Here is a 22,669-nt window from a genome sequence, read left to right as displayed (position 1 = left end):
GAGCTGAGTTCGTAGCTCGCGGAACGCCCTTTCGGCGTGCTTCTGGGATGCCTGGAAAACTTCGCGTTTCGTCGTGAACGCAACACCTTCCGTGCAATTCGTCGCCCTTGACGAGGTCGGCATGGGATCGCTTTCATTTGGTGCGGGAATTCATCCCGAATCCCTCGGCGAATGCGCCGGATTGGTTCTGTTACCCGAAGGAGTTGCCAAATGGCGACGAAGGAGTACGAGATCGAGGACGTCCTCGGCACGCTGCTGGAGGCCGAGGCCGCTGAGTCGATCGCCGACCTCGAGATCGACCCGGTTCAGATGCCGGTGGCCAAGAGCTCCGTGACCTACACGGTCGCCGTCCACTGCTGACGGCTCGCGGCGGGCGGGTTTACCCGCCCGCCGCGTTCCCTCACGTGGGACCAGAAGTCCTCCGGTCTGACCGCCGACATCGAAAGGAACGGGGATGGAGACGGCTCCAACTGGCGTGATCGGCGAACGGGACATCGCGCGCGCCGCCGCCACACTCGCCCCGGCGCCGGGGACTCCGCTCGCTCCGCCCGTGATCGGGGACAGCGGCGGTCGTCCTGTGCTCGACCACGTTCCAGGTCCGCGCCTGGATGTCCTGATCCAGGAGGGAACTGCGCGCGAGGAAACGCTTGTCGCCGCCGGCCGGTCGCTCGGGACGCTGCATGGGGCGGAGCCACCGACAGGGCTCGGCCGGGCACTCGCCGAGGCACCGCCGTGGGAACCCTTGGGATCGGCGACCTGGCTGGGGCTGTCGGCGACCCAGCGCAGGCTGGTCGGCGTGTTTCACACCGACGACGAACTGCGCACGCTCGGCAGGAGCACCAGGGATCTGCTGCGCCACGGGAACGTCTGGATTCACGGCGACGCAAGGACTTCGAACTTCTGCGTCTCGGCGGACGGCGGGCCGCTCCTCGTCGACTGGGAGACGGCCGGGCTCGGCCGGGCCGAGGCGGACCTGGGAGCTCTGGCAGCCGCGGTGATGACGGACACCCTGCTCACGCTCAAGGAGCCACCGGGGAAGGCATCTCGAATCGCTCTGGCCGCGGCGATGAACAGAGCCGCGCGAAGTATCCGCCTGGTCCTCGACGGCTACCGTGCGGTTCGCCGAGAACCGGTGGACGACGATCTTCTCGCGGCCTCGGTCGGTTGCTCCCTGCTCACTCGTTCCTTCATGCGTGCTTCGGCGACGCGGTGGGAACGGGTGCTGATGGCCCAGTACGAGCTGGGACGAGGTTTGGTGACGGACCCCGCGCGATGGAAGGTGATCGACCGTCATGGCTGAACGCGACGAGATCCCGTGGATTCGCCACGTGGTCACCACCGTTCTCCCCGGGCCTGACGGCGTGCCCGTCGACGCCGCCCAGCGGGAGCACTTGATCGAGCGCGTCTACACATCGGTCCACACGCGACGCCCTCCTGACGGAGGCGCCTTCGCCGCGAACCGCGTCGAGTTCGCCCGGCTCGTGCACGGGGCCCGGAACCGGCTCGCTGACCTGACCTTCCCGAGTTCGGGCCTCAAGCACGTGCGTGAGGCCGGGACCGATGTCGTGATCCGTTGCCCGGAAGGTGTCGAGCTGCGGGTTCCCGCTTCGATGGTGGAGCCGGAGTACCTCGGGTACGTGACGTTGCGGATCAGCGCGGTGTCCAGCCCTCCGGAGGCTCGCTGGATCCACTGGCGCCGGCCTGGCGGCCACGCGATGTCCTGGGACGCCCGGATCTACGTCAACGCCCGTGCCGACGCCGCCATAGAGGTGTGGACGGAGATCGTGCGTGCGCTGGAATCGGATGCCGTGGACTTCACCACGAAGGTCGGCGGGTCCACCGAGATGCTGAGCAGAGCGGACTGCATCGTCGTCTATGTCGCAGCCGCCGAACTTCCCCGGGTACTGCCCATGCTGAAGCGCATCCCGTCCTCTCAGCTCGACGAACCGGTGGCGGGGTTCAGTCACGCGGTGGCACACGGCATCGGCGCGGCGCTCGTACCCGGAGATCTGGGGCCGGTACTGGGCAGCGTCGGCTACCACTGGGCGAGAGCGCTGGTGGCCGCTTGGACGGAGGGGACGCTGGACACCGCGCTCGCTGAGCTGACCCGTTCCTGGTACGAGGCAGGCCGGAGGAGCAACGGGGCGGCTCTGCGATGAACGACGAGTTCCCAGAGTCCATCGGGGCGGGCCGGATCGTGCTCGTCGGAACCGGTGCCATCGCCGTGTGCCATCTGCCCACGGTCGTCACGTTGCTGCGCAGGCACTACCGGGTGGAGACAGTGGTGTGCCTGACGGAGTCGGCCCGCACGATGGTGTCACCGCAGGCCGTGGAGACGCTGAGCGGCCACCCCGTCGTGCCCGCCGACTGGTCCGGGGCCGCGGGGCCCATCCACGTCGAATGGGCCGAGTGGGCCGAGGCGGTGCTCGTGTGGCCGGCGACCCTCCACTTTCTCGCCGCCTGTGCGGCAGGTCTCGCCGGCGACGTGCCGACGAGCATCGTGCTGAGCACCCGTGCTCCGGTGGTGCTCGCACCGTGCCTGGCCGCCGGGGCCGTGCGAGGCGGTCCGTATCGGCGGATCGCCGAGGCGCTCGAGGCGGACGGACGGCATCTCGTCGGACCGGTGACCGGCCACAGCGTATCGGCCTGGCAGCTGACGGAAGGTGCCTGTGCGCCCCCGGACGCGGCACTGCGCGCGCTCGGCCGTGTGACGTCGGAGACCACGGCAAACCGTACTCACGAAAGGGATCGCCATGACCAGCACCATGTCTCGCCTGTTGCCCAGTGAGCTCGTCGTGCGCGAGATCAGCGAACGCGATCAGGACATCGTCGACGAATTCCTGTCCGCCGAGCGGATCAGCTCCATGAGCGATTCCGGCTTCACCGAGGCCGACGATGAGACCAGGCAGCACGTCATCTCCTACATCTCGGCCGGGATCGCTCGTGGCTGGTTCGTCGAGTTGCCAGGACACGGCCCGCTGTGCCTCCAGCTGTACATGCCCTTCGGCGTACCGGGAGTGTGGAGTGGCGACGTGATCAACGGACCGGGCGCCAGTGGGGTCGGCAGGCCGGGCGTGGGCACCGCGTGCATGGCCGCCGTTCTCGACGCGCTCTTCGCCGGCGACGACGTGCACCGGCTGATGGGATTCGTCTCTGTGACCAACGTGCCGTCGCTGCGGATGTGTGACCGCCTGGGGTTCACGAGAGAAGGACTCGTGCGGGAACAGATGCCGAGCCCGGACGGCAGAGTCGACGCCGTGGTGATGGGCCTGCTCAGCCGTGAGTGGCGGGGCGCGGCTGCCATTGAGGAGCAACTGGTTCGATGATCTGGACCTACGCGCACAACTCCGACTCGACGGCATTCGTCGAGGAGTTCGTCGATGACATCTGGAACCAGCAGAGGTTCGAACGGCTCCCGTCCTACCTGCATGCCGATTACCGCCAGGTCGACGAGCGTGCGGAAGTCATCGTCCGTGGCCGCGACGAGTACGCCCGCAGCGTGGAGTCCACGCTCGAACTGATCACGGATGCGCGGATGCGGGTAACGCACGCTGTCTGCTCCGGGTCGGGTTTCGCCTACCGCTGGGAGCTCACGGGCTGGATCGCCGATCTCGAGGTGCTCGGCCCGGGGCTTCGCATGATCGCACGGCAGCTTCCAGACGTGCGCCTGATCTCGATGACCGGCATGAACATCGCCCGCGTAGCGGACGGTCTGATCGTCGAGGAGATCAACGAGCTCGACCCGCAGTCCGTGACGGAACAGATGGGGTGGTGGCGATGAAGTCCGATGTGGAGCCGGGGGTGGGCATTCTCGGGGTGGGCTCGTTCCTGCCGGGGGCAGCGCTGGCCAATAGTCACGTGTCCCGGAATCTCGATGTCGAGCCCGGGTGGATCGAGGACCGAACGGGAATCGTGGCCCGGCACCGAGCGGCCGAGGGGGAGGGTACGTCTGAACTGGCCACCCGCGCCTCGGCGGAGGCCATCGCTCAGGCCGGAACTCGCCCTGACATGGTCGTGCTCGCCACCGTGACACCTGATCGGCCGGTTCCGGCGACCGCATGCGCCGTGCAGGAACGTCTGGGGCTGCACGGTGTTCCGGCCGTCGATGTGAACGCGGCCTGCTCGGGGTTCGTCTATGCCGTCGTCACGGCCTGGGGCGCGATGACCACGGGCGTCTGCCGCTCACCACTCGTCGTGGGCGCGGACGTGTTCACCCGTCATGTCGATCCGGCCGACCGGCGCACCGCTCCGCTGTTCGGCGACGGGGCGGGAGCCGTGGTACTCGGAAGGGTTCCGCCGGGGTTCGGAATCCTCGCCGCCGAGCTGTGGGCGGACGGCTCGCAGCAGGACATCGCCCATGTGCCACCACCGGAAGCCGACGCGCGCTGGTTCCACATGGACGGTGGACAGGTGCGCGATGTCGTGCTGAACACGGGTCCCAAACTGCTGGAGACCGTGCTGAGCTCAGCCGGGGCGCGGGCGGACGAGCTCGATCGCGTGATCGTGCATCAGGCGAATCCGAAGCTGGTGCAGACCCTCGCTCGTTCGGCCGGCCTCGACGAGCGGGTGGTGCCGCTGTATGGCGCCCACACCGGGAACACCGCGTCGGCGTCGTTACCGGTGTCGCTCGCGCTCGCCCACCGTGACCGTCCGATGGTCCGAGGGTCCCTGGTGGCGCTGGTGGCCGTGGGAGCGGGGATGACCGCGGGCGCGATGGTCGTCCGCTGGTACTGAGGAGAGGCCGTGAAGGTACTGCTGTGTGACGAGAAGACCGGCGAGCGCTCGCCCGCGCACTGGGCGGGCTCGGCGACCCACACCCTGCGTGGTCTGCCGCTCAGGTTCGGCCTCGCCGAGGTGGCGGACACCGCGTTCGACGCCGCCGCTGACCACAACCGGGAGTACGTGCTCGTCCGGGTGCTGGGGTTCTCCCTCAACTACCGGGACCTGTCGCTGCTCATGGGCGAGCAGTCCGGCGTGCTGCACGACCGAAGCCGGGGCATCGGCTCGGACTTCGTCGGCGAGGTCGTCGCGACGGGCCATGCGGTACCGGGGCTCGAGATCGGAGACCGGGTGATCCCGAACATGGTCTGGCCACCTCGGCCCGCCGACGCGGTCTCCGCGGGCGTGCTCACCAACAACGCGTCCAGGGAGCTGCAGCGGATCCACCATTCCCGGCTCGTGCCGGTTCCCGATGCGGTGAGCACGGCGAACGCCGCGGCGTTCTCGGTCGGCGCCCAGACCGCGTACGCGATGGTCCGCCGTGCGCGGATCACGCACGGCAGCACGGTGCTGGTCACGGCGGCGACCTCGGCCACGAGCCTGTTCACGATCAGCGCGGCCGGTAACCGCGGTGCCACCGTCTACGGAGTCTCGCGCAGCGCCCGAGGACACGACAGGCTCCGCGAGCTCGGGGTGCGGCGTGTCTTCGATTCCTCCTCGGCAGAGGACCTGAAGGACCTGTCCGGCCTCGCTCGCGCCAGTCGTGGCTTCGACGCCGTCATCGACCCCTACTTCGACAGCTACCTGGTGACCGGCATGAGACTGCTCGGCTTCGGAGGAAGGTACGTCACCTGTCGGCTGATGGGCGGCCCGAACGAGAGGCCGGAGCTGGACCTGCCCGCCGCGGAGGCGATGCGGATGTTCACCAGCATGGTGGCGAAGAACGCGAGCATTCACGGTCAGTGCCTCGGGGAGAGGTCCGATCTCGAGCGGGCTCTCACGGATCACGCCGACGGCGGGCTCGACGTCGTTCTCGACTCGGTTCACACCGGAGGACAGCTCGAGTCCTTCATCCATCGCAGTTTCTCCGCCGACCGGCTCGGCAAGGTCGTGTACCTGTTCGGCGATCAGGGAGGGAAGCCATGACCTTCGACACGAGCTGTCTGTTCGGGCCCTTCGCGGAGATCGAACGGCTCTCCCTGCCGGACACCCGGCTGAGCCCGCCGTTCGAGGGCGTACTGGGTGTCTTCTACACGAAGCTGGTCACGAAGGCCGACGAGGACAGTCGATGGTTCGCCGACAACGTCGGCAGCCCGCACGAGCACGGTGCGCTCGATCTCTGCTGCGGCGGGGGTCGGTCGGTGCTGGAGCTCGCCAAGAAGGGCTGGCGCGTCACCGGAGTGGACCGGTCGGTCACCCAGCTGAGCGCGGCACGGACTCTGCTCTCGGGCGCGGGGGAGGACGTCTCCGACAGAGTCTCGCTGGTCCGTGGCGATGTCACCTCGCTGGCACTGTCCCGCACCTTCGGCGCCGTGGTGATCGGAGGGTTGAGTCTGACCCTGTTCGATGTGGACCGTCGTTCGGAGGTCCTGGCCTCGGCGCGCAGGCATCTGCGCGACGGTGGCCGGCTGCTGTTCGACTACGTGCCGGTCGCGGTGGGCGAGCAGAACTCGGAAGCGACGATGGTCTTCCCGGTGCGAACGACCAAGCGCACCGGGTTCGTGCTCGTCGGAGCCCGCCGCGAACCACGACGACGGCGGCAGCTGACCAATCTCTACGCCGAGCTGGTGGCCGAGGACGGTCACACCAGCCGTGCGCTCACCGGGTTCGAGTTCCGGCTGACCCCGTATCCGGAGTTGGAGGCCGAGCTCGCCGGGCACGAGTTCGTGGTGACCGGCATCGAACGGGAGCAGGTGGACGGGCTCGACGACGCCGCGTCGCCGTTCGGGACACGGCAGTACGTGACCGCGGAGGTCGCCGCATGAGCGCCCGCGTCGCCCGACCCGAACTGGCCGCCGAGTTGCGTGAGCGAGTACGGCGGGATCAGGAGGTGCGTGCCGGTGGTGGTGCGACGCCGGATCGGCTCGCGCGCTGGCGAGACGTTGACGACGGCAATGCGTCCCGCATGTGGGAACTCCTCACTGAGCACGGCTGGCTGGGCCACTCTCTCGTCGGGGCCGGCGGCTCGGCGGACGCGGCGCTGCTCGTGCAGCACGCAGACCGGGACCGGATGCTGCAATGCCTCGGCTTCGAACTGCTCGTCGAGGCAGCGGACGCCGGCGAAGCCGAGGTCGTGCACCTGGCCTACCTGACCGATCGCCTCTGCACCCACCGTGGGCTCCCACAGCGATACGGCACGCAGTACGCGCGCACGGTCTCCGGCGGATACCGGATGCTGTCGGTCGAGGACGCCGAGGGCCTCGACCGACGGCGGCGTGCCGTCGGCCTTGGCACGGTCGCCGAGTTCGAGCGTGAGCTGGTCGGACTGCACGGCCCGGAGGTGCTGGCGGCCGCGCCGTCGGGCAGAGGAGAACCGTCGTGATGGCCGGGACATCATCGCGAGGCAAGATCCTCGCGGTCGCCAGTCCGGCGCTGGGCCACTTCTTTCCGATGGTGCCGACGTTGTGGGCCTTGCGCGCCGCCGGCCACGACGTGCGGGTCGCGGTACCGGCCTACTTCGCGAGGGCCGTGCTGCAGGCGGGCCTGCCCGTGCTCGCCTGCGCGCACCCGCGTTCGGAGGATGCCGCACTCCGTCCCGGCGACGAGGCCGGTTCCTACACCGACGAGGTGCCGACCCTGCGCCGGTTCGCCCGGATCGCGGAGGCGATGCTGCCGGAGCTGACCGACCTCGTCGAGCGCTGGCGGCCGGACCTGCTTCTGGCCGATCAGGTGGACGTGGCGGCCCGGAAGGTCGCGAGTGACGCCGCCGTGCCCTATGTCGAGCATCGCTGGGGGTTGTCGCTGCCGGTGGCGAAGCGGTGGAAGGCGGCACACGATGTCTTCGGTGCGCGCTGCGCGGCATGGCCCGGCTTCGGCACCGCGCCCTCGCTGACCGTGGACCCCTGCCCTCCGTCGTTCCAGCTTTCGGACGCCGAGCCGGGACTGCGGACAAGGTACGTGCCGTTCAACGGTCCTGCACTGGTTCCCGGCTGGCTGGCCGGCCCGCGCGACGGCGCGCCGAGGGTGCTCGTCACTTTCGGCACCGTGCTGCTGGAGGAGGGACACCATGTCGCGGCGCTCGCCGACGCGGTCTCCGGTGCGCTCACAGCGGGAGCAGAGGTGGTGGTCGCGGCGGATCGTCGCACTGTGCCCGCGGCCGTCGCGGAGAGGGTACGCGCAGTGCAGTGGCTGCCGCTCGGACTGGTCGCGGAGCACTGCGATCTGGTGATCCATCACGGCGGCTCCGGGACGACCTTGTCGGCGCTGACTCATGGGACCCCACAGATCGCCTGTCCCGCTTCCTTCGACGAAGGGGACAACGCCCGCAGGCTAGCTGAGCTTGGCGCCGGGGTGTGCGTGCCCTTCGAGGCGAACGATCGTGGGGTGGCACTGGCCGACGCCGTGCCAGAGGTGCTCGGCGATCCTCGGTACCTGGCAGGCGCGAGAGAACTGCGAGCGGAGATCGCAGCGTCCCCGCCGCCCGCCGTCACCGCGACGGCGATCACCGAACTGATGACGAACGAAGGGGTCCACCGTGCAAGCTGAGAACGCGGCTGTCTTGCCCGACGACGCCATCCGGAGCTTTCGGGAGAACGGCTTTCTGTTCCCGCTCGAGATCCTGGGCGAGCACGAGGTGGCAACACTGGCCGACCACGTCGGACATCACCTGGCGGACAGCCGGGCGGAGGGCGATGTACAGGCGGCGCTGGCGTACGGACCGAAGATTCATCTGCTCCGGCCGTGGGCGGCCGAATTGGTGCGGCATCCCCGGCTGATCGCCGTGGCGACGAGCCTGCTCGGGCCTGACGTCCTGGTCTGGAGTTCCAACATCTTTGTGAAGGAGCCCGGAGGCGAGAGCGACCTTGCCTGGCATCAGGACGCGCTGTCGTACGACCTTGCCGGTGCCATGGACCGTGCTTTCCGGGTCTGGCTGACGCTGACCCCTGCGACCGCCGAGAACGGCACCATGCGCTTCGCCTGCGGCACGCACCGGCTCGGTGTCCTCCAGCACCGGCGTGGAGCCACCGAGGCTGAGCTCATGCGGGGCGACGAGGTGTGTCTCGACCTTGACGAGTTCACGAAGCACGACGTCGTGCTCCGGGCCGGGCAGTGCTCACTGCACAACATGTTGATCGTGCACGGTTCGGGGCTGAACAAGACCAGCGACGCCCGCGTCAGCATCGCCATCGACTACCTGGCCCCGTCGGTCCGGCCGTCCGGTGACAACCCGGACAGCGCGCTGCTGGTCAGCGGTCGCGACCGGTACGGGCACTTCTTGCCGGAGCATTCGGCACGGCCCGGCTTCGACGAGGCGTCGCGCGCGGAATTCGAGCGGGCGGTGGAAATCCGGTTCGCCCGCATCGGTTCGGCCATGCGCGCGGGCCAAGCGGCGGGCGTGATCGTTTCCTCCGGTTCATGAGAGCCGGTGCCGACGAGAGGAGCCAACACAGATGTCCATTCCGGCAATCGGGCACGGGGAACCGGCCCACGCGGGTGCCGCGGACGTATCGGCGTTGTCCCGGGGCCTGGGCGCGCGCGGGGTACCTGTGCGAATCGCGCATGCGGTGCACGCGTCCGGGGGATCGGCCGCTGACCTCGTCGACGTTCGCGGGTGGCTCCAGGCGCTGAATGCGCAACTCCGTACCGACACGGACATTGTCGCGCTCGACCGGCTCTCCGGGTGGCACCACGATCCCGGGGCGGGGACGATCGCGCACCACAGTGGCAAGTTCTTCACCGTCGAGGGCCTGCGGGTGGGCCTGCCAGGCAACGTGGTCCCGGAGTGGGACCAGCCGATCATCAACCAACCCGAGGTCGGGTTGCTCGGCATCATCGTGCGCGAGTCGGGTGGAGTCCTGCACTGTTTGATGCAGGCCAAAGCCGAACCCGGAAACCGCAACGGTGTTCAGCTGTCGCCCACCGTGCAGGCGACGCGCAGCAACTACACCGGGGTGCACGGCGGGAAGCCGGTTCCCTACCTCGACCACTTCGCCGACAGCACCAGGCATCGCGTCGTCGCGGACGTGCTCCAGTCCGAGCAGGGAGCGTGGTTCCTGCACAAACGCAACCGGAACATGGTGATCGAGGTCCGTGAGGAGGTTCCCCTGGAGGCAGGCTTCCGGTGGATTCCGGTCGGCTTGTTGCACCGGCTGCTCGCGGTGGAGGACCTCGTCAACATGGACACCAGGACGGTGCTCTCCTGCCTGCCCTTCTCGACCAGCGGGCTCCCCGGAGAGTTCGAGTCGTCGGGTTCCGGGTTCGCGACCGCGCTGCTGCGCTCGGGCGACGAGGACTGGGGGTGCCTTCACTCCACCCGGGACGTGTTGAGCTGGCTCACCGACGTCAGGGCGGGAAGCCAGATCAGCAGGGAGCGGGTGCCGCTCGCAGACCTGTCCGAATGGCGGCGGACTGAGCGCGCGATCGTCCATCGAACGGGCCGGTTCTTCGAAGTGATCGGCGTGAACGTGCGAGCGACCGGACGCGAGGTGGCGCAATGGTCCCAGCCAATGTTCGCCGCGGTGGGGACCGGCTTGGTCGCCTTCCTGGTCCGGCGCGTGTACGGCGTGCTGCACATTCTCGTGCAGCTGCGCAGCGAGCCCGGGCTCGCCGGAGTGGCCGAACTGGCGCCGACCGTGCAGTGCACCCCCGACACCTACCCGCACGTGCCGTCGTTGCTCAGGCCCCACTTCCTCGACGACGTGCTGGACGCGCCCAGCGAGAACATCCGCTTCGACACCGTGCTGTCCGACGAAGGCGGCCGCTTCTACCACACGCGTAGCCGGCATCTGATAGTCGAGACCGACCAGGCTCACGAACATCCCAACTATCGATGGATGACCTGCCACCAGCTGAGTTCGTTGCTGCAGCACAGCGACTATGTCAACGTGCAGGCCCGGAGCCTTGTCGCGTGCCTGCGCAGTCTCGCTGTGCCGGGGGGTCCGCGCGGATGAGCGGTGGAACGGACACCAGGCCGCTGGTGGTCGTCCTCGGCGCCTCCGGTCTCATCGGCGCCGCGGTTGCGAGAGCACTGGCCCGGAGAGACATCCGGCTGCGCCTGGTAGCAAGACGGTGCCCCGCGCGCCCACTCGGCTCCGACGCGGAGACGCGAGTCGCCGACCTCACGACCGGCCACGCGCTCGCCGATGCGGTGGCGGACGCGGACGCCGTGGTGAATCTCGTCGCGCATGTGGCCGGGAAGGGTTCGTGGCGGATCAGCGAATCCGACCCGGACGGTGTGAAAGTGAACGCCGAACTGGCTCGCGCACTGGTGACCGCGCTCGGAGGGGCCGGCTCCCGCGAACGGCCGCCGGTACTGGTCCAGGCGAGCACCACTGTCCAGCCGGGAGCGGAGGAATCCCCGTACGTCAGGCAGAAGATGCTCGCCGAACACGTGCTCATCGAGGCCACCGAGGCCGGTTCGGTGCGTGCCGTGATACTGCGCCTACCGACGGTGTACGGGCACGGTCCCAGTAGGACGGTGCGGGACAGGGGCGTGGTGGCGACCATGATCCGCCAGGCTCTCTCCGGTGGACCGATCACGATGTGGCACGACGGTACCGTCCGCCGTGACCTCCTCTACATGCGCGATGCCGGTGAGGCGTTCGCGGTGGCGGTGGACGGCGCGGACCGGCTTGCCGGCGAGCGATGGCCGGTGGGGACCGGTGTGAGCACACCGCTTGGCGACGTCTTCCGGCTGATCGCCACCGCCGTCTCGGAACACACCGGCACCCCGCCCGTTCCGGTGACCAGAGTCGACCGCCCGGACGGGGCACGGGACGCCGATTTCCGCAGCACGTTCGTGGACAGTTCAGCCTTCCGCGCGGCGACGGGGTGGGAGCACCGGACGCAGGCGGAGGAAGGAATCCGCAGAACCGTGGCCGTACTGGCGGCCGAAGGAGGACACGAATGACCACCCGGGTCTGGAGTTACCTGCCCGAGTACGAGCGGGAACGTGAGGACATCCTGGACGCGGTGCGCACCGTGTTCGAATCCGGCCAGTTGGTGCTCGGCGACAGCGTGCGCGGGTTCGAACGGGAATTCGCCACGTTCCACGACGTCGCGCACGGCGTCGGTGTGGACAACGGGACCAACGCGATCGTGCTGGCTCTGCGTGCACTCGGCATCGGCCAGGGGGACGAGGTGATCACCGTCGCCAACACCGCCGCGCCGACCGTCGTCGCGATCGCGTCGTTGGGGGCCGTACCTGTCTTCGTCGACGTCCGCGCGGACGACTACCTGATGGATGTCGATCAGCTCGAAGCCGCTGTGACCAGCAGGACGCGTTGTGTGCTGCCGGTGCATCTGTACGGCCAATGCGTCGCCATGGATCCGGTTCGCGAGGTCGCCCGCAGGCACGGACTGGCCGTGCTCGAAGACTGCGCGCAGGCGCATGGCGCCGTCCATCGGGGCGAGATCGCGGGAAGCTTGGGGAACGCATCCGCATTCTCCTTCTATCCCACCAAGGTGCTCGGCGCGTACGGAGACGGCGGCGCCGTGCTCACAGCTGACGAGGAGCTCGCCGGCCGCCTGCGGCGGCTCCGTTACTACGGGATGGACGACGGCCGCTACTACGTCGTCGAGTCACCAGGGCACAACAGCAGGCTGGACGAGGTGCAGGCGGAGATCCTCCGTCGGAAGCTGCGCAGGCTTCCGGCCTACCTCGACGGCAGGCGGCGGATCGCACGGCGCTACGCCGAGGGACTGGCGGACACCGGTCTCGTGCTGCCGGCCGTGGCCGAGGGCAACGAGCACGTGTACTACCTGTACGTCGTGCGCCACGCCCGTCGTGACGACCTCATGGCCGAGCTCAGCGAACGCGACATCGCGCTCAACATCAGCTATCCGTGGCCGGTACACCGGATGAGCGGCTTCGCCTACCTCGGGTACCCCGAGGGTTCGCTCCCGGTGACCGAGATGCTAGCGGGGCAGATCTTCTCGCTGCCCATGTATCCGTCACTGGACCTCGGAACACAGGACAAGGTGATCGACGCGCTGCGCGATGCGCTGGGAGCGACATGACCACCGGTGAGCTCGACGTGGCGGGCGCGGCGGTGTTCGTCGCGCCCCAGTTCACGGATGCGCGTGGCACGGTGGTGGTCGCGTGCCACGAGGATGAGGTGACCGGTGCGGTGGGACACCCCCTGTTCGCCGTGGCCCAGACGGTCCTCACCCGCTCACGCAGGCATACAGTGCGTGGCCTGCACTACACCGCGGGCAAGCCCGGGATGGCCAAGTACGTCTACTGCGTGTCGGGCGAGGCGCTCGACATCGTGGTGGACGTTCGGGTGGGGTCGCCGACCTTCGGCAGGTACGCCACGGTGCGGCTGGCACCGGAGGACTTCCGTGCGGTGTATCTGCCGGCGGGAGTCGCCCACGCGGTTCTCGCGCTGGCAGACGACACGGTCATGCACTACCTGCTGTCCGGCCTCTATCGCGCCGATCGAGAACGGTCGCTGTCCGTGTTCGACCGCGAGCTGAACCTGCCGCTGCCTGCCGGAGCGGATCTGTTGCTGTCAGAGCGGGATCGCGCGGCACCGACTCTCGCTGCGGCGCGGGACGCCGGTCTGCTCCCGGACTACGCGGAGTGCCAGAGGATCGAGCCGGGTGCCCTCGGGCCCCGGATGGAGAGGGGTGACGAGCGATGGAGCCGAACGACGTGACGCGGTGCCGCATTTGCGAGGGAGCGGTCAGGCCGTTCCTCGATCTGGGAAAGCAGCCGATCTCGGATGCCTTCCGCGAATCCGACGCGACGGGACCGGAGTTCTTTTTCGATCTCGTCGTGGGCCTGTGCGATTCGTGCACCATGGTGCAGTTGCTTCACGAAGTTCCACGGGAACGGATGTTCCACGCCGACTACCCGTACTACTCGTCGGGGTCAGCGACCATGCGCGAGCACTTCGAGAGGGTCGCGCGGAAGTTCCTGTCGACCGAGTTGCGCGGACACGATCCTTTCATGATCGAGCTCGGCTGTAACGACGGCGTCATGCTCGGTGTGATAGCCGAAGCGGGATGCCGGCACCTCGGCGTCGAGCCTTCCGCCGCGGTGGCGGAGGTGGCGCGAGGCAAGGGCATCCACGTCCGCAACCAGTTCTTCGAGGAGTCCACGGCGAAGGACATCGCCGCGACCGAGGGCAAGGCCGACGTCGTGTACTCCGCCAACACCATCTGTCACATCCCGTACCTGGATTCGGTGTTCCGTGGGCTGGACGAGGTGCTCGCAGACAACGGGGTGTTCGTGTTCGAGGACCCCTACTTCGGTGACATCGTCGGGAAAACGTCGTTCGACCAGATCTACGACGAGCACTTCTACTTCTTCACGGCCAGGTCGGTGCGGGCCGTGGCGACGCGATTCGGGTTCGAGCTCGTGGCAGTCGAGCGTCTTCCCGTGCACGGCGGTGAAGTCCGCTACACGCTCGCGCGTGCCGGAAGCCGGGCCGTCGCACCGTCTGTCGCGGCAATGGTGGCGGACGAGGAACGCGCGGGACTCGCGGAGTACGGTACGTGCGCGGACTTCGCCGCGAGGGTGGACAGGACCGGCCGTGAGCTGCGCGCGCTGCTGGAGCAGCTGTGTGCCGAGGGTCGCACGGTGGTGGCCTACGGCGCCACCGCGAAGAGCGCGACGGTCGCGAACTACGTCGGGATCACGCCGGAACTGGTGTCATTCGTGTGCGACACGACGCCCGCGAAGCAGGGCCGACTGACGCCGGGAACGCGGCTGCCGGTGGTGGGCCCCGAGCGTTTCCGTGACCCGTACCCCGATTACGCCCTGCTCTTCGCCTGGAACCACGCGGACGAGATCATGGCGCAGGAGCCGGACTTCCGCGAGACAGGCGGCAAATGGATCACCTATGTCCCCGACGTCAGGGTCGAGTGAGCCATGCGAGTTCTGTTCGTGCCCTACCCCGCGAGGACTCACCTCTACCACCAGGTTCCGCTGGCGTGGGCTTTGCGCATCGCCGGGCACGAGGTCCGTTTCGCAGTCCAGCCGGATCTGGTTCACGACGTCATGGCGGCGGGGCTTCCGGCGCTCACGGTGGGGGAGGAGATGCGGTGGGGCGAGGTACTGGACAACCTCCCTTCCGAGGACCCGGGGCGGACCGGACTTGACCTCAGTGACTACCGGCCGGGGGAGAACTCCTTTGAGTTCCTGCACACGCGGTTCACCGTGATGGCGACGTTTCCCTTCCACGAGCTGTGTGTCCGGCCTGTCGTGGACGACCTCGTCCACGCGGCGCGGGCATGGCAACCGGACCTTGTCGTGTGGGACGAGACGATGTTCGCGGCCCCGATCGCGGCTCGCGCGTGCGGTGCCGCGCACGCCAGGTTGCTCACGGGTCTGGACTTGCTCGGGGCGATGCGGTCGGACTACCTGCGCCTGCTGGTGCGGCGGCATCCCTCTGCTCGCCAGGATCCGGTCCGGGAATGGCTGGGCTGGAACCTGGCCCGGTTCGGCTGCGACTTCGACGAGGACGTGGTCGTCGGTCAGTTCACACTCAACCCGTACCCGGCGTCGCTACAGTACCCGCTGCCGAACCAGGTCTCCTTCCGCTACGTGCCGTACCACGGTGGGTCGGAGGCGGTGCCTGAGTTCGATCCGCCCGCCTCCGGCGCCCGGGTCTGCCTGACTTTCGGACTGTCCTTTCGAGACGCCACCGAGTTCGAAGCGGAGGGCGTGACCGATCTGCTGGACGCGGTGGGTGGGGTCGACGCCGAGGTCGTTGCGACGGTTCAAACGCATCGGCTGGTTGCCGGGTACCGGATACCCGGCAACGTCCGCGTGGTGGATTTCGTCCCGCTGGAGGCAGTTCTGCCGACCTGCTCGGCGATCGTGCATCACGGTGGTGCCGGTACGGGTCTGTCGGCCTCGTTGCACGCCGTTCCGCAGCTTCTCGTGCCCGACGGCTCGTGGGACACGGTCCCGAGGGCGGTGAGACTGGATCGCCTCGGCGCGGGTGTCCATGTCGAACGGAATGGCTTCCGGCCGGCCATGCTGCGGGACCGCCTTACCGACGTGCTGGGTGACGCGTCCTACCGGGAGTCCGCCCGGTCTCTGTGTGCCGAGATGGAGGGGGTCATGGGTCTGCCCGAACTGGTGCCGGTGCTCGCCGAGCTGGCGGCGAAGTTCGGCGCCGGGAAGGCGGGTGCACGGTGAGCGCGGTGGAAGCCAGAGCGGAACTGGGCAGGCATCTGACGACCCTGCGCAGTCTGCAGTGGATGGCAGGGGAGATGGGAGATCCGTACGCACTGCTCTTGCGGGCAGAGGACCACACGACGATGTCGCTCGAGCAACGCGGGCCGGTCTGGCGCAGCGAGCTGGGAGCGTGGATCGTCACGGATCGTCGGCTCGTGCGCGCACTGCTGGCCGACTCACGGCTGGCGGGCAGCCATCCGGGAGGTGCGCGAGCGCACGCGGTGCGGGGCCCGCGGTGGAACCGGCCGTGTTGTCACGTGCTCCCGCTGGACGGTGTCGCACCGCAGCCCACGCCGGACAGAGTGCGGCGCCTGGCGGTGCTGGCCGCCGCGGCCGGGCCGGACTGGGGGCCCGCGGAGCGGGCCTGCTATCGCCTGGCCGAGACACTGACGGGAACCGTGGATCTGGTGAGCGCCTACTGCGAACCCGTTGCGGTCGCAGCGCTCGGCGAGTTGATGGAACTGCCGGAGTCGGTCGCGCCGAGCGTGGCCGATCTCGCTCCGGTCCTGGACGCGTTGTCGAGCCCACCGTCGCTGGAGACCGCGGAACGGTTGCTGACGACGGCTGCGCGGGTCCGGGATGACGTCGCCGCGCTTGTCGTACAGCGGGTGGCCGAGCCGGGCGCAGAGGACCTGCTGAGCGCTTTGCTGGGTGCGGCGAGACGTACGGGAGCGAGTGTCGAGGACGTGCGGGAACTCGTGACGGGGCTGGTCGTGGTGGGCACGCGAATGGCGGCCGACCTCGCGGCGGCGGCGCTCGCCGGACTGCTGGCGAATGGACTCTGGACGGCGAAGCACGCTGAACGCGCCGTGGACGACATCCTGCGGCATGCTCCGCCCGTCCGGTTCACGACGCTTGTCTCGCAGGTGGACTTCGACCTCGACGGCCTGTGGGTGGAGGCGGACACCCCCGTCGTCGCCCTGCTCGCGGAGCCGACGGACGGTGCTGGGGAAGCGGAACCACTCGTGTGGCGCTGCGGTCTCGCGGCAGGGCTCGTACCCGCGTTCGTCCGGCGCTGTGCCACAACCTCGGTGCGAGCACTGATGAACACGTTTTCAGGAGTCATCCCGATGGGGCAGCCCATCTGTCGCCCGAATGCTCCAGTGACGCAGGGGCTGCTCTCGCTCCCGGTTTCGCTGGCGACGAGGGCCGCATGAAGGTCTCCTTCTTCGTTCCGTTGATGCCCACTCGGGTCGAGCAGGTGCTCCCCTTCGCCGGACTGGCGCAATGGAGCCGTGCTGGCCGGATGTGGTTCGGTCAGAACCTGACCGTCGAGACTCATCTGGTCTTCGCCGCGGCCGCGGCCGCCGGGTTCCGGGTGCCGATGGGAGCCGGCGTGACTCTGACGCCGCTCTCGCATCCGTTCGCCGCCGCGCTCCAGGCGCGCTCGGTGGCCGTCGCGTCCGGTCATCCCTTCGTCGCGGGTTTCGGTCCGGGTTCCCGGGACTTCCAGCGTTCGGTGCTCGGCGCGCCCTACGCCAGTCCGCTGACCGCCGTGCGTGAGTACGTGGAAGCCGTGCGGGCGCTGCTGGCGGGGGAGCCGATGGATCACGACGGTGATTACGTCAGCGGTCACCTTCGGCTGCCGTTCGTCCCCGCACCACCGGTCGAGATCGGCCTGGGCGTGCTGCGTCCCCGGATGGCCCGGCTGGCCGGGTGCGTCGCGGATGTCGCGATCACCTGGCTGACCCCGGCGCGGTACCTGCGGGAGTCGGTCGTTCCCGAACTGTGTGCCGGTGCGGCCGCCGCCGGCAGGCCACGCCCCAGGCTGGTGACAGTCATCCCCGTGTGCCTCGCCGCACCGGACCGCGAGCCCGCCGAGATCGCCCTGGCTGGGAGCGAACCGCACCTCCGCGCCTCGCACTACCGTGACATGCTGCGCAGATCACGCATCGATGTCGACGAGCACGATCTCGCGGCGACCGCGTCGAGGCTCGTCGCCGGTGGTGGCTTCCTGGCCGGTACCGTGGAGGAGCTGGTCAGTCAGGCGACGGAGTTCGCCGAGGCCGGAGTGGACGAGCTGGTGCTCAACTTGAGCGGAGTGCACAGCCGGTACGGAACCCGGGCCACCCTCGCCGAACTGGCCACCATTCTGTCCGGGTTCTGAACCTCAGCCGAGCGAGAACACGATCTTCCCGAACACGTCGCCGCGGTCCAGCGCCGCGAATCCCTCACGCGCCCGGCACAGCGGGAGCACCGAATTCAGCACAGGCCGCGCGAGTGCCTGGTCGCAGAACGTCACAAGCTGTTCCAGCTGGCGCAGCGTACCGAGTTTGACACCGACGATCGACAGTTGTCGGGCGACGACCTGCGACAGCTCAGCGGGCGGCCCGCTGCCTGTGGTGGCGCCGCTGACGACGATCCGCCCGCCTGCTCGTACGGACCTGATCGAGTGTCCCCAGGTCGCCGCGCCCACCGTTTCCAACACCGCGTCCACCCGCTCCGGCAATCGCTGTCCGGGGACGAATGCCGCGTGTGCGCCCAGTTGAAGGGCACGATGGCGTTTGTCCTCGCTGCGACTGGTCACCCAGACCCGGTGTCCTGCCGCGGCACCCAGGCATACGAGGGCTGTGGCGACTCCACCGCCGGCGCCCTGCACCAGTACCGTCCCGCCCGGCGGCAACCGCATGGCCCCGAACAACATGCTGTACGCGGTCAGCCAGGTTCCCGGGAGGCACGCGGCTTCCTCGAAACTCAGCCAGGGCGGCTTGCGCACGAGGTTTCGCCGCGGCACTGCCAGGTACTCGGCAAAGGTCCCGTCGTGAACCTCGCTAAGGACGCTGTGTTCCGGGGCCGGCGTGTCGTCGGCGTGTTGCTCGCCGTGGGAGATGACCGGGTACACGATCACCTCGTTACCGTCTTCGTCGACGCCCGCGGCCTCGCTGCCCAGCACGATGGGCAGGCGCTGGCCGGGAGGGCCGACCCCGCGCAGTGTCCACAGGTCGTGGTGGTTGAGTGATGTCGCGAGTACCCGGACCTTTGCCCAGCCAGGGGCGGGCTCAGGTTCGGGATACTCGCCGAGGCCGAGGTGTTCCAGCGGCCGGAGGGCATCGGTTCCCGTGGCGGTCACGGCAAGCATGGTGAGTACCCGTTCCGGGTCAGGACGCTTCCTTCTGGAAGCGGTACACAGCGAGGGGGACGCACACCAGCAGGATCAGCGCCGAGGCGCCGATCGTGGCGGGCACGGGGTTGGCCATGGGCCAGGCCAGGTCACCGGAGGGCGCGCCAGGGTTCCCGAACAGCTCACGGCAGGCGGTGACCGCCGCGCTCACGGGGTTCCAGTCGGCCAGCGCGCGCAGCGCCGAGGGCATCCCGCCGGTGGGAACGAAGACGTTCGAGATCATCACGAGGGGTAAGGCCAGCATCATCAGCCGGGCCGCGGTCTCCTCGTTGTCGACCAGACTGCCGAGCACGGCTCCGAGCCAGGACACCGCGTAGTACAGCAAAAGGATCAGCCCGAAGGCGCCGAGCGCGGGCACGAGTCCATTGTGGGCGCGCCAGCCGAAGATGAGCCCTACCACCGACATGGTCACCAGCCCGACGACGCCGATCACCAGTGTCGCCGCGGTCTGTCCGAACGGCACCGACCAGCGTTCCATGGGCATGGAACGGAACCGGTCCATGACGCCGAGGCCGTTGTCCCTCGCGATCGCTGTGAGCGAGCTCAGCGCACCCAGCACTGCCCCCATCACGAGCAGGCCGGGCATGAGGTACTCGAGGTAGCTGCTGCCGTTCTCGATCGCGATCGCGCTGCCGAACACGTAGCCGAACAGCAGCACCATCACCACCGGCACGATCAGCTCGGCGATGATCTGACCGGGCTTGTGCTTGAGCTTGAGCAGGTTGCGGATCATGATGGTGAGGCCGTCACCGAAGCCGGTCAACGGTGTCGTCTTTCGCTGCAGGGGCTGAGTCATGGCACGAGGCTTTCGTGTTCGGCTTTGCTGTTGTTTCCGGTGATGGTGAGGAAAACCTCGTCCAGGGTGGGGCGCCGGATACCGACGTCAAGTACGTCGATGCCCGCGCTGTCCAACTGCCGTACGACGGCGGGCAACGTGAACGAGTCGGCGGCGACGGGAACGCTGAGCGTCCGGCCGTCCTCGTCGACGTCCGGCACCGCGCCGTCCGCCGCGATGGCTCTGAGCGCGAGCGCGCTGTCGGCCAGGCTCGCCTCCGGCGCGAGCGCGACATCGACTCTGCTTCCAATGATCGCCTTGAGTTCGTCGGGGGTGCCGCGCGCCACGACCGTGCCCGCGTCGACCACAGCGATCTGTGCGGCAAGCTGGTCGGCCTCGTCGAGGTACTGGGTCGTGAGCATGACTGTCGTGCCGTCGGCGACCAGCGCCCGTACCGTCTCCCAGATCTGGAGTCTGCTCCGGGGGTCCAGTCCGGCGGTCGGCTCATCGAGGAAGAGAACGGTCGGCGAGATGATCAGGCTGGCGATCAGGTCAAGTCTGCGCCGCATACCGCCTGAGTAGGTCTTGACCAGCCGGTCCGCCGCATGGTCCAAGGAGTACTTCTCCAGCAGATGGTCCGCCTGCCTGCGCGCGGTCCGCCTGCCGAGGTGGAACAGCCTGCCGATGATCTGGAGGTTCTCCCTGCCGGTCAGCTCCTCGTCAAGCGCCGCGTGCTGGCCGGCCAGGCCGATCTGCCGGCGGACCTGGCGCGCGTCCCTGACCACGTCGTGCCCAGCCACCCTGACCTCGCCGCCGTCCGGCCTGGTGATGGTGGCGAACACCCGTACCGCGGTGGTCTTGCCCGCGCCGTTCGGGCCGAGCAGGCCATAACAGGTACCCGCCGGCACCGAGAGGTCGAGCCCATCGAGCGCCTGGACCTTGCCGAACCGTTTGGTGAGCCCTTCCGCCCAGATCACCGGTTCCCTATCTTTCTCAACGTCGAGCATGTGCTCCTCCTTTCGCCAACGAGTACAAACCTTGACGTCGCGACAAGGTCAAGCCGTTGACCTGCACGTGGCGTTGAGGTTTTCTGAACGCATGCGGATCGGCGAACTGGCAGGACTGGTCGGCATATCGACCAGGGCCGTGCGCCACTACCACAAACTCGATGTGCTGCCGGAGCCCTCACGGTTGGCCAATGGCTATCGGGAGTACACGCTGCGGGACGCGGTGGTGCTCGCCCGCGTGAAGCGGCTGACCGAGCTGGGGCTCAGCCTCGGCGAGGTGCGGGAAGTGATCGCCAGTGATGCCAAGACGAATCTGCGGGTGTTGCTGGCGGAGCTGGATGCCGACCTGGCGAGTCAGGAGGAGGAAATCCGCCGCAGGCGAGCCCGGCTGGCGGATCTGCTGCGACGGGAGTCGCTGCATCCCGACGACCCGGTCTCGGACGGGGTCGCCGCTTTGCTCGGCAACCTGCCGGACGGCGCGTCCGGCCTGGCCGCGAGAGAACGCGAATGGCTTGCGTTGTTGGACAGTTCCATCGGCGATGCACCCCGGCGCGAGATCGCGGACCTGGCGAACGCACTGGCCGCCGACCCCGACTACCCGGACCGGATGCGGCGGTTCTATCAGGCAATGGACGAACTCGAAGACGCGGACCCGGACGATCCGCGGATCGGCGTACTGGCCGCCGAACTGGCGGAGAGTCTTCCCCGGGGCCTGCTCGGTCTACTGCCGCCGGCCGCTGCGCCCCGAGCCGCACACACGGCACGAGATTTCCTTGAGGAACTCTCGCCCGCGCAGGCGGAGGTGGTGCGGCGCGCTTTCTCCGTATTGGCCGGAGAGTGAGTGGTGTAGAGCGCGATGGCGGCGGGGCGCCGTAAACGTCGCGCGCGTTCATCGAAAGGCCGGTGGTGTGCTCAGCGTCGGCGCGGCCTCGGGTGTGCGGGCCCAGCGCAACCCGGATGGCTGCGGCGAGGTTCTCGACCGGCATCCGTTCATCCGCCATCTCGGAGCATGGCACGGCTGGGGATACGTGAACCGTCACGGGTTGGGGGCCGCTTCTTGTCTGAGGGAAGATGGTCGTCATCGTGTCGAAGCGTTACCCGCGTGAGGTCCGTGAGAAGGCTGTTCGTCTGGTCTTGGAGCGGTTGGACGAGTTCGAGTCGCCGTATGCCGCAGCGCGGGCGATCGCCCCGTTGGTCGATGCACCGTCGACCGGATCATGCGCGAACTGGGCATGAACGGCGTGGCGCGGGGTCATAAGCGGCGCACCACGACCCCTGCCAAGGACGGCATACGCGCCGGTGACAAGCTCAACAGGGACTTCACCGCACAGGAGCCCAACCGTGTGTGGGTCGCGGACTTCACCTACGTGGCGACCTGGACCGGATGGTCCTACGTCGCCTTCGTCATCGACGCCTACTCCCGCGCGATCGTCGGCTGGACCGCCTCGAGTTCGAACACAACCACGTTGGTGTCCAAGGCCCTCAACATGGCCCTCTGGCGCCGTGATCATTACGGCCACCCGGTCGAGCCCGGACTGATCCACCACTCCGACGCCGGCAGTCAATACACCGATCCGGATGGCTGCGGCGCGTTCTGCCAGGAATCAGCGATGTGGAGGTCCGTGGTTGATTCCCTGATCGCTGAGACATCCACAACTGTCGACAAATCTTGAGTTCAGCTTACGGGCGGCCTTCGC

24 protein-coding genes and 1 pseudogene are annotated in these 22,669 nt (G+C 68.5%); 22 read left to right on the top strand and 3 right to left on the bottom strand.

All coding sequences use genetic code 11. The features are described 5' to 3' along the window. Positions 1-210 precede the first annotated feature (210 nt). From JHE00_RS26995 to JHE00_RS26900, 20 genes are all read left to right on the top strand, one after another. On the top strand, positions 211-360 hold the full coding sequence (locus JHE00_RS26995; RefSeq protein WP_200323271.1) for a hypothetical protein: 150 nt from the start codon (positions 211-213) through the stop codon (positions 358-360). Between the two features lie 190 nt (positions 361-550). Then, entirely contained in the window at positions 551-1,300 is a 750-nt protein-coding gene (locus JHE00_RS26990) for a phosphotransferase (protein WP_200323269.1), read from the top strand. Next, complete coding sequence (locus JHE00_RS26985) at positions 1,293-2,159, top strand: T3SS effector HopA1 family protein (protein WP_200323257.1); 867 nt, start codon at positions 1,293-1,295, stop codon at positions 2,157-2,159. The genes JHE00_RS26990 and JHE00_RS26985 overlap by 8 nt, the downstream gene beginning before the upstream one ends. Next, the gene (locus JHE00_RS26980) at positions 2,156-2,788 is read left to right on the top strand and encodes a flavoprotein (RefSeq protein ID WP_200323255.1); all 633 of its coding nucleotides are present in this window, start codon (positions 2,156-2,158) and stop codon (positions 2,786-2,788) included. Before JHE00_RS26985 ends, JHE00_RS26980 begins: the two co-directional genes overlap by 4 nt. Next, positions 2,754-3,326 (top strand): GNAT family N-acetyltransferase, encoded by a 573-nt coding sequence (locus tag JHE00_RS26975; protein WP_200323252.1) that lies wholly within the window; start codon positions 2,754-2,756, stop codon positions 3,324-3,326. Before JHE00_RS26980 ends, JHE00_RS26975 begins: the two co-directional genes overlap by 35 nt. Continuing rightward, positions 3,323-3,781, top strand: coding sequence for an ester cyclase (locus JHE00_RS26970; RefSeq protein ID WP_200323250.1), 459 nt, complete (start codon positions 3,323-3,325; stop codon positions 3,779-3,781). The genes JHE00_RS26975 and JHE00_RS26970 overlap by 4 nt, the downstream gene beginning before the upstream one ends. After that, positions 3,778-4,734, top strand: a complete 957-nt coding sequence (locus JHE00_RS26965) for a 3-oxoacyl-ACP synthase III family protein (RefSeq protein WP_200323248.1) — start codon at positions 3,778-3,780, stop codon at positions 4,732-4,734. The genes JHE00_RS26970 and JHE00_RS26965 overlap by 4 nt, the downstream gene beginning before the upstream one ends. Positions 4,735-4,743: 9 nt before the next feature. Further along, positions 4,744-5,865 carry a quinone oxidoreductase family protein gene (locus JHE00_RS26960; protein ID WP_200323246.1) on the top strand — a complete coding sequence of 374 codons (1,122 nt, stop codon included), beginning with the start codon at positions 4,744-4,746 and terminating at the stop codon, positions 5,863-5,865. Then, positions 5,862-6,704 (top strand): SAM-dependent methyltransferase, encoded by an 843-nt coding sequence (locus JHE00_RS26955; RefSeq protein WP_200323244.1) that lies wholly within the window; start codon positions 5,862-5,864, stop codon positions 6,702-6,704. The genes JHE00_RS26960 and JHE00_RS26955 overlap by 4 nt, the downstream gene beginning before the upstream one ends. Beyond that, entirely contained in the window at positions 6,701-7,261 is a 561-nt protein-coding gene (locus tag JHE00_RS26950) for a DUF6624 domain-containing protein (RefSeq protein WP_200323242.1), read from the top strand. The genes JHE00_RS26955 and JHE00_RS26950 overlap by 4 nt, the downstream gene beginning before the upstream one ends. After that, complete coding sequence (locus JHE00_RS26945; protein WP_200323240.1) at positions 7,261-8,424, top strand: glycosyltransferase; 1,164 nt, start codon at positions 7,261-7,263, stop codon at positions 8,422-8,424. The genes JHE00_RS26950 and JHE00_RS26945 overlap by 1 nt, the downstream gene beginning before the upstream one ends. Beyond that, a complete protein-coding gene (locus JHE00_RS26940) occupies positions 8,414-9,298 on the top strand; it encodes a phytanoyl-CoA dioxygenase family protein (protein WP_200323238.1) in 885 nt (294 codons plus the stop codon). The genes JHE00_RS26945 and JHE00_RS26940 overlap by 11 nt, the downstream gene beginning before the upstream one ends. Positions 9,299-9,329: 31 nt before the next feature. Then, entirely contained in the window at positions 9,330-10,829 is a 1,500-nt protein-coding gene (locus JHE00_RS26935; RefSeq protein ID WP_200323236.1) for an NDP-hexose 2,3-dehydratase family protein, read from the top strand. Next, a complete protein-coding gene (locus JHE00_RS26930) occupies positions 10,826-11,788 on the top strand; it encodes an NAD-dependent epimerase/dehydratase family protein (protein WP_200323234.1) in 963 nt (320 codons plus the stop codon). Before JHE00_RS26935 ends, JHE00_RS26930 begins: the two co-directional genes overlap by 4 nt. Beyond that, positions 11,785-12,897 (top strand): DegT/DnrJ/EryC1/StrS family aminotransferase, encoded by a 1,113-nt coding sequence (locus JHE00_RS26925; RefSeq protein WP_200323232.1) that lies wholly within the window; start codon positions 11,785-11,787, stop codon positions 12,895-12,897. Before JHE00_RS26930 ends, JHE00_RS26925 begins: the two co-directional genes overlap by 4 nt. Then, entirely contained in the window at positions 12,894-13,538 is a 645-nt protein-coding gene (locus tag JHE00_RS26920) for a dTDP-4-dehydrorhamnose 3,5-epimerase family protein (protein ID WP_200323230.1), read from the top strand. The genes JHE00_RS26925 and JHE00_RS26920 overlap by 4 nt, the downstream gene beginning before the upstream one ends. Then, a complete protein-coding gene (locus JHE00_RS26915; RefSeq protein ID WP_200323228.1) occupies positions 13,520-14,752 on the top strand; it encodes a class I SAM-dependent methyltransferase in 1,233 nt (410 codons plus the stop codon). The genes JHE00_RS26920 and JHE00_RS26915 overlap by 19 nt, the downstream gene beginning before the upstream one ends. Positions 14,753-14,755: 3 nt before the next feature. After that, positions 14,756-16,030: an activator-dependent family glycosyltransferase gene (locus tag JHE00_RS26910; protein WP_200323226.1), complete on the top strand. Its 1,275-nt coding sequence runs from the start codon at positions 14,756-14,758 to the stop codon at positions 16,028-16,030. Continuing rightward, positions 16,027-17,226 carry a cytochrome P450 family protein gene (locus JHE00_RS26905; protein ID WP_200323224.1) on the top strand — a complete coding sequence of 400 codons (1,200 nt, stop codon included), beginning with the start codon at positions 16,027-16,029 and terminating at the stop codon, positions 17,224-17,226. Before JHE00_RS26910 ends, JHE00_RS26905 begins: the two co-directional genes overlap by 4 nt. Next, positions 17,223-18,176 (top strand): LLM class flavin-dependent oxidoreductase, encoded by a 954-nt coding sequence (locus JHE00_RS26900; protein WP_200323222.1) that lies wholly within the window; start codon positions 17,223-17,225, stop codon positions 18,174-18,176. Before JHE00_RS26905 ends, JHE00_RS26900 begins: the two co-directional genes overlap by 4 nt. A 3-nt stretch (positions 18,177-18,179) precedes the next feature. Here JHE00_RS26900 and JHE00_RS26895 read toward each other — a convergent pair whose 3' ends face one another. The 3 genes from JHE00_RS26895 to JHE00_RS26885 are packed head-to-tail and all read right to left on the bottom strand — an operon-like array spanning position 18,180 to position 20,972. Continuing rightward, positions 18,180-19,148: a zinc-binding dehydrogenase gene (locus tag JHE00_RS26895; protein ID WP_200323220.1), complete on the bottom strand. Its 969-nt coding sequence runs from the start codon at positions 19,146-19,148 to the stop codon at positions 18,180-18,182. Positions 19,149-19,167: 19 nt separating this feature from the next. Then, positions 19,168-19,986 (bottom strand): ABC transporter permease, encoded by an 819-nt coding sequence (locus JHE00_RS26890; protein ID WP_200323218.1) that lies wholly within the window; start codon positions 19,984-19,986, stop codon positions 19,168-19,170. Next, positions 19,983-20,972, bottom strand: a complete 990-nt coding sequence (locus JHE00_RS26885) for an ATP-binding cassette domain-containing protein (RefSeq protein ID WP_200323215.1) — start codon at positions 20,970-20,972, stop codon at positions 19,983-19,985. Before JHE00_RS26885 ends, JHE00_RS26890 begins: the two co-directional genes overlap by 4 nt. Positions 20,973-21,063: 91 nt before the next feature. Between JHE00_RS26885 and JHE00_RS26880 the strand changes: the two genes are divergently transcribed. Next, complete coding sequence (locus JHE00_RS26880) at positions 21,064-21,813, top strand: MerR family transcriptional regulator (protein ID WP_200323204.1); 750 nt, start codon at positions 21,064-21,066, stop codon at positions 21,811-21,813. Between the two features lie 343 nt (positions 21,814-22,156). Continuing rightward, a pseudogene (locus JHE00_RS26875) lies at positions 22,157-22,537 on the top strand (DDE-type integrase/transposase/recombinase); the annotation flags it as partial. Positions 22,538-22,669 lie beyond the last annotated feature (132 nt).

This window comes from Prauserella cavernicola (assembly GCF_016595675.1).
GTDB classification, from domain to species: Bacteria; Actinomycetota; Actinomycetes; order Mycobacteriales; family Pseudonocardiaceae; genus Prauserella_A; species Prauserella_A cavernicola.
The sequence above is the reverse complement of the archived record's forward strand: the minus strand, read 5'-3'. Positions and strand labels throughout refer to the sequence as shown.